The 16662-nt window shown below is 64.7% G+C and carries 1 protein-coding gene (cut by both window edges); it reads right to left on the bottom strand.

This entire window lies inside a single protein-coding gene on the bottom strand: locus AB0H00_RS15450, encoding an alpha/beta fold hydrolase (protein WP_357266140.1). The 129225-nt coding sequence extends 20955 nt beyond the window's left edge and 91608 nt beyond its right edge, so the window shows coding positions 91609-108270, spanning codon 30537 (complete) through codon 36090 (complete); reading right to left, the first codon wholly in view occupies positions 16660 to 16662. Both codon boundaries (start and stop) fall beyond the window edges.

Raw genomic sequence — 16662 nt, 5'->3', positions numbered from 1 at the left:
ACGCGCCAGCCGTTGATGCTCTTCGGACGTCTCCGTCGAAGGAGGTTGCGGCGGTGGGGCGGGCGCTGGCGTCGCCTTCTCACCTAGGGCATTCCGCATCCGCCGCGTCAACTCCGCGAGCACGTTATCGTCGAGCTCTACCAACGTGTCGGCACTGTAGGCAAACCGCAGTCCACGAGCGGTCGTCCAGTGTGACAGTGCCTGGGCCGCCTCCGACCGGGACCGACCCCGCGCGAACCGTTCCAGCAGCCACCGACGACGCAGCGGCGCCATTTCCCTCAGGCATCGCAGCAGCACATCCTGATCCGCGCCCGCCAACACCCGAAACGGCCGGGACCGCGAGGACAGGCCCATAGCGCGCAGTCCGACCAACAGCCGTGCCCGGAACCCCTCGACATTCAGTTTCCCCTCCGGCACCCCTTTGTCCAGACGTTGTGCCATCGCCGTCACCACGTCGTGCACGATCGACCTGGCCGATGCCCGATCCACCGGTGTTCGATCCGACGGCAGCATTTTCGACACCTCATCCGCCGTCGCCCGCAGGAACTGGTCCCGCACCTCGGCGAACATCACCGTCCGCGGCGGCACAGGAGCGAGAGAGTAGCCGTAGAATTCGGCGACCATCGGCGGCACGGTGATCCCCATCCGCTCGGCCTCGGCCAGCACCCGCAACGCTGTCTGCCTGCTGACCCTCGCCGTATCGCACGAGAAGACCAGCTGCACCGTGGTCGTATTCACTCCGACCTTCTCGGCCAGAGCCACAAGGGTGCCCGCGGAACGAACCGGCAGCACGACCCCGAGTTGATCCGCAACGGCGGATATCCGGTTCCACGTCTCGCGATGCATCCACCCCCGCTGCAGCAGGGCCGCCATCTTCGCCGGTACCACGGAAGCCCGCTTCATCCCGGCCGCCCGCGCAATGTCGGACAGTCGCGCAGGCAGCGCCAGGCCGAGCCCCTCGCCGGCCGGACCGAGGCCATACAGGACTCGACCTCCCCTCTTCTCGGCTGCGGCCACTATCAGCTGTCGGGTGACGGCCGGGATATTCGTGGCATCGACACCGTCGAACACCCGCCATACCGATTCTTTGCCCATCACGGTCGCCCGGGCCACGTCGATGAGCCGCAGCCCCGGCGCGGAGCGGCGCAGCCGAAAACCCAGTCGACGAGCGGCGACCAGCACACGCCACCCGATATCCGGATCGACCGACGGCTCGATCGGAAAACCGTCCACAACCTGGTAGACGGTCTGTTGATCCACCCCCGCCAGATTCGCGACATCCACTGTGGTCGCTCGCCGTACCGAACCCAACGCCGTGTGCACCGGGCCATGAGCATCATCCAGCAACTCCGCCACCACGGCCTCGGCCAGAGCGCCGACCACATTGCACTGCGGGCGCAGCGCATCGTCGGCAGTAAGAAGGTCGACGGCCGCATCACCGCCTGCCAACCAGGCCACCAGCCGATGTCTCTCGTCCGTGGTGAGCCGATCGGCGATGCGTCGCACCGCCTGGGCCAGCCCCGCAGAATCGTGCTGCTTCGCGGCGTCGACGATCGCCACCGCCTCGGCGACCGACCGCATATCGACCCCGACCACGTACTCCGCCAACCGCAACGTCGCCGCCTGCTCGTGCATTTCGACAGTCACCGCGTCGCAACCCAACTCGACAGCAGTTTCGGCGACAGTGTGCCCCTCGACAATTCGCTGCAAGGCCACGGCAATGTCCTCGGTGGAAATCAACCGCTGAGCACGTAGCCGCCGCAGCCCTCCCCGCAGCAACCCCGGATCGTCCCGCTGAGTCGCGTGCACCAGCGCTGTCGCCTTGCCGATCACCTCCGCCGTCACCACCGCGGGCTCGTGCGCCATCCGCAGCACCGCCGGGGGGCTGTCCGCGGGCAGGACATCGTTCGGCGCAAGCAGGTGCGCGCCGTCAATCCCGGTGTGCGCCGCCGACAGATTCTCCGGCGAGGAGTCCGGCGTCGATGTCCCGACACCAAAGTCACTGCCGCGCAACCGGACATCCGCACCGGGAGCGACCTCATGCGGGTCTACCGCGTTGCCCTGGTCGTCGAGGAACAGCGCCGAGACCCGTTGCCCGGCCGACTCCGGCGGCGGCACGAACTCGCGCTGGAAATCACCCATGCCGGGATCGCGCCGTTCGATCCGGACTATCCCGTCCTCGACCCGGCGCACCAGCCAGTACACGTGGCCGAGGTCGCCGTGCGCACCGGTCCCCCGCACCGTCGGGTCGAATACCACCACCGCAACCCCATTGCCACGGCCGGACTCGGGCTCGGCATCGTCGAGTTCCGCCCCCCACGCCTCCAGCCGGGCCACCGCCTCGGCAACATCGGTCAAGTCTTGCGACCGCTGCCCGCCCAACGCCCGCTCGACCTCGCTGACCAACACACCAGCCAACCCCGCCTGCGGCAGATCCCCCACCGGGCGTTGGTACTCGGCGGCAATATCCGCCACCACCATCGGACCACACTGATTCGACAAATGCAGCCACGCCCGGGTCGTCGCGGAATCATCCTCGGCCGGGGATATCCACAACGTCTCCGATGCATTGGGCAAACCGGCGTAACGTCCACGCGGATACCACCAACCGAGATCCGCGATGGCGCGGAGCACCTGGCGGCGGGTTTGCACACCCGCGCCGGCTCCTTTGAGGACATTTCTGAAGGTTGCCCAGGATACCCTGGCGGCCTCTGCCACCTCATTCTGCATGGGTTGCACGACGAACCGGCCTGGGATGAACCGACCAGCAACGAAGTGCCCTGGGGTGAATCGTGTTGCCGCGAAGACCGGATCGACGAGCTTACGAAGATGATCGGCAACCGGATATCCCAACCACAACGCCGCCACCAGAACCCGCTGCTCAGACTCGGTCGACGCCCACGTACGCCCGGACAGTACTTGTCCGGCCATATGGCGTTTCACCCCCGCCAACTTGGCCACATCGTTCACCATCGGGCGCTGAGTCGACGCCCGCTGATCCAAGCCGAGGAAACGCTGCGCCAGTTCAGCCATCCGGGCGTCCTCCGACGAACCCGTCCGGCCACCGATTCGCGCCAACGCGTCCACGACCAGGTGCCTATCCACCTGCTCCGGCACGACCCCCAACCACTGCGCCAACCCCATCCGCAATGCCCGGACCAGCTCTACATCAGCCTTCGGGTACCAGCAGCCCAACTCGTCAGCCGCCGCCAACACCCGACGGCGCGTCTCGTTGGGAATATCCCCAGTTCTCTCGAGCACCGCGCCAACCGTCGGTTCAGGGACACCCGCGCGCCCCGCGATCTGGGCATGAGTGGGCTGGACAACGAAACTGCCTGGAACGAACGCACCGTCGACCAACCGGCCCGCAGTGAACCGCGCTGCCGCGAACTCCGGATCCATCTGCGCCCGCAACTCGTCGGAGACCGGCCACCCCAACCACAACGCCGCCGCCAGAACCCGCTGCGCAGACTCAGTCAATGCCGACCTACGCCCGGACAGCACCTTGACAACCATATGGCGTTTCACCCCGGCCAACTTGGCCACATCGTCGGTTTCCGCACGCCACGCCAACGTCCGCTGGTCCAAACCCAGGAACCACTCAGCCAGTTCGGTGATCCGGACGTCGTCCGGCGAAGCCGCCCGACCCCCGACCCGCACCACCGCCGCCGCGACGAGCGCCCGATCCACCTGCGCCGGCTCCACCCCCAACAACTGCGCCAACTCGACCCGCAACACCTGAATCTGCTCGACACCGAACTTCGGATGCCAGTAACCGAGTTGCTCAGCCACCTCCAACACCCGACGCCGCGTCTCCTCGGGGACATCGGGAATCCCTGCAAGCGCATCACTGACCACGAAAGGAGATACACCCGCCCGGCGCGCAATCTGGGCTTGGGTGGGCTGGACAACGAAGGCGCCGGGAACAAACTCACCGTCGACGAACCGCCCTGCAGCGAACCGCGTCGCCGCGAACTCCGGATCAACCCACTTCCGGAGACGATCCGGAACCGGATACCCCAACCACAACGCCGCCGCCAGAACCCGCTGCGTCGGTTCGGTCAACACGGCTCCCCGGCCTGACCCCAGTTCCTGAACAGTGTTGACACTCACCCCGGCCAACTTGGCCACCTGATTCAATCCAGGCTGCTTGGACAATGCCCACTCGTCGAAGCCGAGGAACCGCTGCGCCAGTTCGGCCATCCGGGCGTCCTCCGGCGAAGCCGCCCGGCCACCGATCCGCAGCAGCGCCGCACCGACCTTCCGCCTGCTCACGTGCTCCGGTGTCACCCCCAGCAAGCGCGCCAACTCGACCCGCAACACCTGAATCTGCTCGACATCGACCTTCGGATACCAGTAACCGAGTCGCTCAGCCACCTCCGACACCCGACGCCGCGTCTCCTCGGAGATATCCCCCGTCTCCTCGAACACTCGGGCGACCGTTGACGGGGACACGCCAGCCCGGCGCGCGATCGCATCGTGGGTGGGTTGAACCCTGAATGTCCCGAGGACATACTCGCCGTCGACGAACCGGCCCACAGTGAGCCTCGTCGCAGCGAACTCTGGATCGACAAGCGGACGAACAGCACCCGCAACCGGATACCCCAACCACAACGCCGCCGCCAGAACCCGCTGCGCAGGCTCCGTCATCATCCGGCCTTCCCCGGACAGGACCCGGCGAACGATATTTTCACTTTCGCCCGACAGCTCGACCACGTCGGCAACCGTGGGAAGTTGGGCCAGTTCGTCCTCGTCCAAATCGAGGAACCATTCGGTGAGCTCGACGAGCCGGGCCAGCTCGGGCGGCGACCCTGCTTTCTCGTCCAGCTCCCGAAGCGCAGTCAACGCCGCACCGGGCCGCCAAATCACCCCCGGCCGATGTAGCTTATCGGCAGCAAGCAACCGCTTCAGTTCCATCATGTCCGGCTCTCCCGTGGAGAGGCCGCCACGCCCGCTCGGAAGCAGCTGACGTCCCAGCCACAGAGCAATCTGCGATCCTGCCCCCGCCTGCAGCGCTTGCTCCCAACGCGACTCATCGAGCCTCCGCAGCTGCGTCTGCACGACGGCGACCGCCCATCGCAGCCGTTTCTGGTGCAGCCGGCCGGGTTCCACCCCGAGCAGGCCCGCCAGCTCCACCCGCAACGCATGGAACTGCTCGAAGGTGTCGTAATTCTGCTGAAACGCCACCCTTTCCGGTATCTCGGGAACGTCCACGTCGGTAGCTTCTGCCACAGCGCGCAGCAACCGGCCGAAGGCAGCCCGGTCCAACTCGGCCAACGTCGCGTCGTCGTAGCCGTTGAACGGCGGAACCTTCGCGGCGTCGGCCTGCACCAGGCCCATCCAGAATCTGCGCCGCAACCACTGGCCGTGCGACGTGCCCGACAGCACCGCCATCGCCTTTTGAGCGGCAGCTGCCGGAATCGGTTCCACCAGAAGGTGATATGCCGGGTTCGACTTCGTCACCCCCCACTGCCGCAGCGCCGCGGCCGCACTCGCGCAGAATTGCCGCAACACCATGCGATCAACCGCGCTGCGCGCCTCCGCACGCAGCCACGCCGCGACATCGCGCACGGTAGGAGCGGGCCGGTCCGGATCGAAGGCACGGTCGAAAACCTCGCGCACAACCTGCTCGACCAGCGCCCGGCGATCGGGTCGGTCACCCATTGCCACCGTCAGCCACCCGCCGATCTCCGGGGCGAACCGCTGCCACAACTGCCTGCGCGCCGATCGGTCACCCGCACGCGCCGCCCGCAACAGCGCCACCGGGTCGTCCGACTCGGGCGTGCCCTTGTCTGCCTGATGTCCGGCGGCGTCCGGGTCGGCGGCGAACCACACCGCAGGGTCGCGTCGTCCGCCCCGGAACGGATCCGCTACCGGGTTGAGCTCCCGCTCCCGCTCCGGGACCCCCAACGCGTCCATCACCTCCGCCACATCCGGTGGCAGCCCAGCCAGCGGCCGGAACGCCCACGCACCCCGGTCAATTCCCGGCGTCACCGCCGCGAACGTCGCCGGATCCGACGGCGGCACGGGCTGCGTGGCCTGGGTATCCCCATACCTTCGCGCGCGGGAATCGTTGTCGCCGTCGTCGTATCGCCCACGTTTGGGATCGATGGGTGGCGAGCCGACGCGCTGCTCTTCGGGTGAGCTGGTTTCGCTTGTCGCCGAAACGTTTTCGACAAAGCGGGCGGGTGCAGCCGCCGCAGCATCGTCTCCCGTGGGATGCACGGGTCCTTCGGGCTTACTGAACCGCACATCGACCTCGGTGAATTCACCGTAGGAGCGAGTACCTTCTACTACGCGCTCACCATCCTGTCCTTTGAGAGTGACGAATCGAACCAGGGTGTAACCGTATTCGGCCGCCATCTTGGCGGTGAAGGTGTTCCGGACCGCCTCTTCGGGGGACAGGAACAGGTCCTGCATGAAGGCATTGAAAGATTCGAGGTCGTCCCCCAGCCATTCGTGCTCGTTCTCGGCGGTCACCTCATGTGGGCGAACCAATTCGTTTCCGCGACCGTAGAAACTCCAATGCCCACGGATCTCGTGCACCGGACGAGGAATGGAATTCATGAGCTCTCGAAACATCACATGCCCTGGCGGCGTTCCGGGACCGACCTTTATACGGACACTAAGGACACCGTCATCGATTTCCGCTATGACTCCGTAATGCTCTGTCTCATACGAGTTCCAGTAATCGGAGGCTTGCTGGTCCGGATAATCCGTCCACATATCATCCGGCGTGAGGGGCGGCATCGGTGCCGGCGGCTCGCCGTACTCCCGCAGGACTTCCAGCAAGAACGGGTGGTCGAGTGAGCCGGGGTCCGGAGCCGATTGGCGCGCCAGCTGGACAGTTTCCTCGAGCGCTTCGCTGAGCTCTGCGCTATATATGAGTCGGGCGGCTGCGGCCTCGCTCATTCGTTGCCCTTGCAGACCGTCCGGCAAAGTGCGATCGATGTCGGCGAGTTCGTCGCGTAGTAGGCGCATCTCGCGTGCGGCAGCGCGCGGTGCCCAGTGGCCGGGTATGCGGCGCTCGAGGTCGTCCAGCACGTCGGTTGCGTCTTCGAAGCACCCAAGCCCGGTTTGATACAAACTCGTTTGGATTGCGTAGTGCATTCCACCGAGAACCAGGCTCGAAAGGTAGGGCGCGGCCAGAGCGCCGGCATGCTCCTCGAACTGGTGCCGCGCAATCTCGTATGCCACCTGTTGGCCGGAGATTTTTCGGCAAAGCTCGACGAGCACTGGGCTGAACTGCGCTGCCGATCTCATTCGTAGATAGTTGTCGGCCGATGCGGACCGGGATTGGTACTGCCTTCGTCCCATATCCTCGAATCGCGACATCGCTTCTTCGATGCTGGCAATCAAGCGCTGTCGGCGCGGGTCATCCATGGTGTGGCCGCGGCCGGAGATGGCTTCTCGCGCCTCATCTGCTGCTTCGGCGACGCGCTCCAGGCTACGATGAATTTCCCAGAACGGCACCGGAAGCCCGTGCAGCGGATGAGGCGCAGCATAGGGGTCGCCGAGGCTGCCGATACTGTCGACCACCATCTGCGCGCTGACCCACATCTCATGGGCAACCGGTCGCCACCCTGCCAGGGTGAACACGATCTCCGACAATGTTTCGTTGTTGAGAATTCCCAAGTCGACCCGAAGTTCCCCGAGATAAAAGAGTAGGCCGTCGAGGTTGTATCCCAAGCGGGCGATCACCGCGTTCAGAATCCGTGCCGCGTCGGTCAGCTCGGTGACCGATCGCGGCTGGCCGCCGTAGAACGCCGCCAGGTTTTCGGCGACTTTGCCTCGCATCTCGGCCATGAGTGGCCGGGCTGCATGGAAGGGCAGGGCAGCGGCCCACTCATCGAGTTCCTGGTAGCCGGCGGTGGCGAGGTCCGGTATCTCGATTTCGTCGCGCACCGGCATGGCGCGATCGATATCCGCCGGCTCCTCGTTGGGGGGCGCCGGAGCACGGTCGCCAGAGCCGGTCCACTGCGCTGGTGGCGGACCCCAGACTCCGAGGGCTCGGAAGATCTGGTTACTGCTCAGATCCGCGCTCTCGCCCCAAGCCGGTCTCGCCGTTGCGAAGGCGCCACGCAATTCCTTGGTTACGAATTGTATCTGTTCCGGAGTAAGCAGTCCGGCATCGGTAGAACGCGCCAGGCGGATGATGTCGTGAACGATTCTCTGAATCTCCAGGAACAGGAAATACAGATCCCACACGTTCGGTGGCACCGACATTTTCTGTCGTAAGTGGTCGGTGGCGGGTCCGGATCCGGTGAGGTGATACATACGGACGAAGTCGAGAATCGGGTCTCCTGGCCTCGCCAGCTCCCAGTCCACTGCGGCTACCCCTGTCCGCGACGGGGCACGAAGGCGGAGCAGGTTCTTGAAATGCGCGTCGAAATGTATGAGGGCGAACGGCGCGCAGAATTCCGACTGCATAATGCCCGAATTGATCAACCGGACAACAGGCGCGAAGGGCTCTGCCGGAATTCCGAGCATGGCGAGACACTCACCGAGTTCGGGGAGAGCCGCCGCGAGGTTGGCCATCTCCTCGGCGACGAGTTCGTCGATGAACCTCCGGCGATCACCAATGCCCATGAACGTCTGCTCATGTAGCTCGGTGAACAGTTCCACCACCTCGTCGATGATGGTCCCCATGGTCTCCTGGTCGGCGGATTCCAGGAGGCCGGCGATCTGATCGCCCTCCAGGAACTCCATGAGGAGCACCTCATCGACCCGGCGGCCATCGGGCATCTCGACGTCGTAGTACACATGGTATATCCGCGGCACACCGCGCTGACCTTGCTCGGCAAGCTGCTTGTACACTCGCCATTCGACGATCTTATTTTTGTCCAGATTGTCGGCCGCAGGCGCTGGAAAGCGCACCAAATACCGCGGTTTCCCGTATACGTAGCCGACCGGAACATTCTGATTCTTACTCCCTGCCAGAGCTCTCGACAGACCGCGCTTACCTTCCTCGAGTAGCGACTCGGCCGCCCAGGCAGGCAAAGACCACCCCTCCGTTCCACCGAAATATTTGATTTGGCCCAACCGAGAGCGACGAGTTACAGGGCTTTCGAATTCCTCTCCGGGATGGTTCTCCGGACGGGAGTCACTGTCGTTGTCAGCGGCGGTAGCGGTAGCGGTAGCGGTAGCGGTAGCGGTAGCGGTAGCGGTAGCGGTAGCGGTAGCGGTAGCGGTAGCGGTAGCGGTAGCGGTAGCGGTAGCGGCCAATGTTGTCGCCAGCCGACGGAGTGCGCGGCGCTCGACCGTCCGTGGCAATTCCTCGAGATGCAGCCTGTGCGCGGCCTCCGGGCGCGTCAGCCCGTCCCAGAACCGCGCCATGAGGTAATCCCGCTCGGCGTCGGGAAGGGCGGCGATGGCGTTGTCCACTTCCTGCCTGGTTCGTCCGGGGGCCAGTGCTCGAGCCAGCGGATCGGACGCGTCGACCTTCACGAATTCGATCAAGGTCACCAGCATCGACTGCCGGAACCGTTCGTGCCTGACGTGTTCGACCGCGCGGTTCCGGGCATCCGCGATGAGTGTTTCCGGGTCGTGATCGCCTTCCTGCCCGAGCACTTCCCTGGTGATGTCGTCGGCAACCTGGGTGGAACCGCCGACTTCGCCTTGCACTATTCGCCGTATCGTCTGCTGCAACGACTCCGAGGATGTCTCACCCGCACCGGTGGCGTCGGCCTGGTCGGTGTCCTCGTCGGCGTCAGGCGAACCGTCCGGCGGCGGCGTATCGGGGCCCGGAGCTTCCAGGGGAGTATCGACAGCAGTGGTGCTGTCCTGCTCTCGTCGTCGGTCGAGGAATTCTGCCAGCTTCTTGGGGGTGAATGTCTCCCGGCTGTCGATCGTCGATGCGGTGGGCGCAGGTTCTCCGGGTGTCGCTTCCACCGGTTGCGAGGCGGGTGTCGCGGGTGTGGTGACGAGGATCTCGGGTATGGGGAAGTGGATCGGCGCGAACGAGTCCATGGCGCGCCATTCGTTATTCGGCCGTGGATTGAACCACCCACGCAAAGCGGGGTCGGTATCGCGCAACCCATCGGCGATCGGCCCCGACTCGGCGAGGAATTCCGCCAATTCGCTCGCCACCTGCCGGAGTCTCTCCGCGTTTCGGGGGTCTGGCGCCGCTGCGGCGAGTGCCTCCAGACGCTCTAGAGCAACGTAGTCCGCGGCAACGCTACGAACAGTTTCCGGATCGGCGCCGAGTGGAGATCCATATCGCCGGTACAGGAGGTACTCGGAGAGTGACAATTCGAATTTCTCCGGATATCCCGCAGTGTTGGTCACCTGCAGCGCTCCCAGTGTTGCCAGTGGCTCACCCCACGGCAGGAAGGTGGCGAATGCGTTCAGGAGCGGGGCAACTGCCGGGTCGGCGGCGATATCGGGAGGCATGAGGGATGCCCATTCCAGGTGAGTTGTCGCAGCACCGCTCGCTTGCGTCGGCCAGAAGAATTGATGGCGACGGTGTTTTTCGAACAACTGGTACATGCACAGCCATTTCACGGCGTGTACGGCGTCCGCATACGCAGCATTGAACTCGGCCGGCGTGATATCGACGGCAGTGGCGCTGTCGGCGGCCGCCTCTACATCTGGAGTGGAGGCGCTGGCTGGCGGCTCGGGAGGCCCGCTCCTGTGCGTGGGTGTCGGCCCCGGCACCGGTTGTGCCCTCGGCCGGATGTATCGGACTACACCGGGCTGGTCACCCAGATCGTCGCGGACTTCGATCACCCTGTTCGGGAAACGTGCGTGCAGAGCGGCATCAATCTTGCTCCGCAGGTTGTCGAGGTGTGGGATGTCGGCGTCCGGATGCTCGAGCACGATCCACGCGAAGGGCTGCCCGTGCGGATCGGCGCCGTACTCGATCCGGCAGTCCACTGGAGGAGCATCGGTGTCGATATCGATCGTGAACGGTGGAGAACCATACGGTTTCAGACTGGTGAGCTCTCCGACCATAGGAACCACAATCCGAGTTTCGTTGGCATGCAGTAACAGACGATCCGCCTGGAACTCCGCGCTGGTTACCACCCCCCAGACAGCAGAACCCTGTCCGTCCTGGCCCTCGACCACGGTCGAGTCGATGACTATCTCGACGGACATCGCGCCGTCGAAGCCGTTATGGGTGTCCAGTTCGTCATCGATCGGGTGATGCAGTTCGAACCATGTGGATTTCCGGGCGCCGTCGTCCAGGACGGTGGTGCCGTAATCATCCGCGAAGACTTTGAGCGCCATTGTCGGGCCCTGTTCCGTTTCGGTGCCGGAGCCGCCGCTCTGCGGGTCGACAGTGGTGTCGTTGATCACCTCGAAACGTGTCTTGCGTATGCCCTGCGTGTCCGTTGCCGTGATGACGGCTTCGATCATCCCGAGAGGTTGCGCCCGCGACTGCGCCACCAACTGCGTGAACAGTAGGTTCGCTTTGCCGATCTGCTCGTCGGCGAGCCAGGTGAACTCGCCCAGCAGCTCCAGCATTCGATCGCGTGCCGGATGGGCGGCAACAACTCGTTTGCCTACGTCTTCGGCTGTGCCATCAGCCTCATCGCCTTCGCGGACGACGAACTGTCTGCGGATATGGGGCGCGGCCGCTTCGGGTGTGTGATCGGCCTCCGGGGCGAGTTCGGTGTTCGTGTGCTCGGCGTCGGGCGCTTCGGCTACAAGGCCGGGACTGTCCGGCGACTCCTCCGGCACGGGACGGGCCGGGAAAGGTATGGAGGGGCCTTCGTCTTGGTTGCGGTCTTCGGGGTGGTGGAAGAAGGCTGCTTCGCCCAGTCCGGCGTATCCAGGCTCGCCGGCGAATCTGCCGCGGTGTACGTGTCGTGTGGGCGCGCTGGACATGTCGTTGTCGAAGGCGGTTGCCGGGCCCGGTGCAGACCCGTCGGCGCCCGGCATGGCCGGTGTTGTCGCGCTACCGCCGGCGGTGGCAGCTGTGCGTGTGGGCGACGAGTCGCTCCGAACATCGGCATCGGGCGCGAGCACAGGGCTCTCGACGGCCCCCTCGACGCGCTGTTCGTCGGCGGAGAGCCCACGCGCATCGTCGTCCAGGGAATCAGAGGCGGGGGCTTCGACTGAACGTTGTTCTGTCGTCGCGCGGCGGGTTTCGCGGTCGAAGTGTGCCTGCCACTCCTCATCGGACTCGCTGTCAGGCACCGGGTATTCCGCCGCCTCCAGGTCGGCGAGCCAGTGTGACAGGCTGTCCAGATACTCTTCGGTCGATCCCGGCCAGGTGCCGCCGAGCTCTTCGGCGCTTACTTGATTCATCTGTGCGCGCAGGTGAAGTGCGTTCAGCCTCTCGAGAGTATCGAGATAGTAATGCATCTCCGAATCGGAATCGTCGGGATACTGCTGTTTCAATTCTTCGATGGCCTGGCGCCAGTTCTGATGCGTCCAGGTATCACGAGGACTGTCGAGGCCGACGATGCCCGCCAGCTCGTCACGGAACTTTTCCAGAGTCCGCACAGCATCGTCCAGGGTCGGTGGCGCGATATTCTCCACCGCGTGTTCTTCGATCCTGGCGAGGATGGCCAGCTCGTCCAGGTACGCGGACTGTCCACCCAAACGGATGAATTCTGCTTCGGAGGCGATCGTTCGTTGCCGAATCGCCTGGATTTCCGCACGCGAGAAACGGTGCCGAACCCACTCCAGCCTACCGTCCCGAACTATTGAGAAGTGCGATGAGTAACCACCTGGCGGCCATGCATTCATGAACCCCCTACGGTTTCCGAAGGGTATCAAATGGAAGCTTCTATGGATCCTGAGGTTGCCATCCGCGTGTCGATCAGGCGTTCGAATAAGATTGTCAGCCAGACCTATACGCTGTGCTGCCGGAGTGTGGAAGTAGAGTGAATACTCAGGCGCGTCGGAGTACATGGCCGCTCCACGCGCGTATTCCATGAGGACGACGCGTTTATTGGCTCGCAGCCAGTCCGGGGTTCGCGTTCCGGCATTTCTGTGGGTCAGTAGAGACAGCTCGAGGGAATTAGCCTCTTCCGCATCCCGACATGTCTTCTCGATTGCCACGAAACCGTTGTTGTAGGTGTTGACATATACGCTTTCGAACGTCGTGTCATACCCCGAGACGCCAGGGATGAGCTCACGTTCGCGGATGCCCGAATCGATCGCCTCGATCAGCTTTTCCCGGAAGGGCCGGTCGTCGGCGAGTCTGTTGACCCATTCGATTTCGTCGCTGTTCGTGCAGAACCCGTACTCGGGCTCCTCCGTTCGCTCTTCGCGAATACCGGATATCGACTCGACGGTCACCTGCCCGTCCTCGCCGACCAGCACCTGCCGGTACCCGATCGGGATACCCGCACCGGCTGCGTGCTCCCGGAGCCCCGGCAACCTTCTGTCCAGCAGATCTTGTTGGCCGTGCAACGGCGATACAACCAGGATGCCCTCGCCCGGCACGACGCCGACTCCCTCGATCACGCGCCCGCGGTTGTCGAGAATCGGGTGCGCGCCCTTCCCCGCGAGCATTCGGCGGGCCATCACCATCGCCAATGCCGTGCGCACGTCGTGCACATATCGGCGGGCACTGTCGATGTGCGGTTTCAACCGCTGGAAATGTTCGAGGACCCCGGGAATCGCTTCCAGGTCGGCCAGCGTGCGGACCGCCTCATCATCGACCACCAGCCGGCGCAGCACGGCAGAGAACCGACTTCGTTGCCAATCCTGTAGACCTTGGATCGCCTCTTCGATGTCCGCGGCGGCCTTGTGGTGCAGACGCTCGGTTCCCAAGCCGAGATCCCGAATCGGCCGCAGTGCTTCGGCTGCCACCTCTTCGGCTTCACTCTCGGCGATCGCGAGTATGCGGCGCAGATTCGAGGGCAACTCACCGGCTACGCCGGTCGCTGTCTCCGGTTGGTTCGGCACCGGGGGATGCGCGGCGAAGGCGGCGACCACATCGGATATCGGATCGCTTGACGTGCCTGGTTCGGCAACGGATCCGTCCCGGGTACTCGCCTGCCCTGTGGACGCGCCTTCGGGCACTTCGGATCCGTCTGGTGTGGGGCCAATCGGCGATTCAGGCGGACCACTCGGGACGGGAGCACCGCTGGACCCAAGATTTTCCCGGGCGCCCCGCTGCTCGAAAGTCTGCGTACTCGCATCGTCCGCTGGCTCGTAAGCCTCGGTTACCCCAGATTCCCGCTGTTCGGGAGCATCCCCGTCCGGAAGACTCTCCGGGGCGGCCTCCGGCTGCGGCGCTCCGGGGGGCACGCGCCCGCGACTGGACTGTCCAGGGGGTGTGTCGTCCGGGTCGGACGCGCCGACACGGAAGTCGCGGTCGCTGGTCCGCACGACACCGTCGGCGTCGGCGACTTCCACCCGCTCACCGTCACTGTCGAGGAACATGCCGAACACCGGACGACCGGCCGACTCCGGGGACGGCACGAAATTGGGTTGGAACACCCCCTTACCGGGATCACGCACCTCGATTCGCACGGTTCCGTCCGCGTCCACCCGACGGACCAGCCAGTACGCGTGACCGAGATCTCCGTGCGCCCCGTCCTTTCCGGTGTGCGTCGGGTCGAACACGAGCAAGCCCACGTCACGGCCGCTGCCCAGGTTCTCCTTATCCAGCCGGGCGCCCCATTCCTTCAGCCTGGCCACGGCCTCACCGATACTCGTGAAAGCTTGTTTGCGCCCGCCCATCACGTTTTCGATGCGGCTGACCAGCAGACCGTCGAGACCGGCAGTGAAACCGCCGAGACCGTCCCTGCCCGTCACCGCGCCGATGTCCTGCATCGTCAACGGACCACACTGGTTGTACGCGTGCGGCCACGGCACATCCGGGCGCAGGGTCGATCCGTCGCCCTCGGCGGGGGGCGCCGTGTCGGGCAGTTCCGCCGACGACCGCAGCAGCCCAGCCAAGCTCTCCCGGTTGACCGTGTGCGCCTGCGTCCAGTCCGCCAGGGTCGTCGCGCACTGTTCCGCGTCCAAGCCATGCGACAACCCGTGCACTATCCGCGCCGGGTCGGTCAACGGCAACGACGTGTCCAGCGCCCCGGCCTTGCTACCCTCCGCCAGTGTCTCCTTGTCCTGCAACCCCTTTGCCGGGTCGCCGTCGATGAAGGCATAGCGCGGAAGCAGCTCCAACCAGGCGGCGAATTCGGTCTCCGCCGCCAGCAACCCACGACTGCGATAAACATCGAAGGCTTTGTGCAGGCTCTCTCGAATACCGCCACCGGACCTGGTGATTCCGCGAGACTGATCCACCACATGGCCGAACTCATGGCGCAGGACAGCGGAGACGAGGTCACCCGACGACCTGCCCCACCAGGAGGTCGCCTGTGAATTCTGCAATGTATCCGCAGACCATGCCGGGTCGGCTATCACTCTTCGATCGATCGCGATGCCCGCGTAGTAATTCCCGTGCGTCGCGGTGTAACTAGTCCCGCAGTAATACGTCACTGCCGCAGAATCCTCTGACAGCGTGTCGATGGCTCTCAACGCATACTTATCGAGAAAGCGCACTTCTCGAAGGTTGTGCTTGCCCCCATATTCCGCGATCAGTTCGCGCAACGTGCGGTCGGCGGACACCAAGGCGTCGATCAGGACATCCTCGTCCTTCCATCCGAGCAACCGGACATGGTGATCGTCGTACAGCTTCTCGACGACCCGTCGCTTGGCCTCGAAATCCCGCGCTGTCTGGTCCGGCGACTCAGCCACCTCGTCGCCGTCGACCGGCCCTCGGGTCGGCGCTTCCACAACACGCTGCTCGTCGAAACGCGCCCACACTTCACCATGCGTCTCAACCCCCGACCGAGTGGCAGCCTCGAGCGACCGGTACACCTCCGCACCTACCGCGTCTGCACTGTGGTGCGGAACGAGCTCTGCCAGGCCCCGACGGAGGTCTTCGTCCAACGGGCCCACCGGCCTGGGTTGATCGCATTCGACGGAGATGTGCAGCGATCGGACATCGGCTTCCGTCGACAATCTCATCGTCAATTGCACACGCGGTCGCAGCATCTTCCAGGTGAAGAGATGATCCAGATCCCCTCGGGGGCGAAAAACTGGCAACGCTTCGGGAAGCCCATTGATGTTTCCGAACTCATTCAGCTCCTCCAGCGCAGGGAAGTCCGCTACGAATCGCATCACGCCGAGCCCGGCGTGATGCACCACGTCCATCGCCCCGGTGATCTGATCCGGGTCGCCCCAACCCCATTCCCGCAGTTTGTCCCCCAACGCGGACGCGGCAGCTTCCACCGCCCCCGCTTCACCCCAGCCGAACCCGACGGTCACTTCTCGCTGCTCTGCTGAAAAGGCCCGAATGTCTCGCACCGCGAGAGACTTATCGGGATCGGTGGTGGCAACACGACTTTCCACAACGGCGTCATGTGCCGCGATAGCCCGCTCCAGCCGGCGAACCGATTCCGTGATGTCGAAATAGCTGCTCAGCAGCGAGGACAGCTGCCGATATGCCTCATCGGGAATCCGACCGCGCAACGTGTCCATCTCAGTCCTGACGCGCGCCGCCGACCGCAACGCCGCCAGGTCAGCACCCGCAAGGGCGGCAGCCTGCCGCAGTTCATGCAGCACTGCCCGCCGGGCCAGCACCGCAGCAGCATGCTTCGTCAACAGTCGGTACCGCGAGGGCGTCGCATCCTTCGACACGCCACCGAGTTCCTCGAGCCGACGAACCATGGTCGCGACCTCGCGGTAACGAACTGT

Origin of the sequence: Nocardia sp. NPDC023852 (genome assembly GCF_040639505.1) — a bacterium.
Taxonomy (GTDB): Bacteria; Actinomycetota; Actinomycetes; order Mycobacteriales; family Mycobacteriaceae; genus Nocardia.
This window is presented reverse-complemented; position numbering and strand designations above follow the sequence as displayed.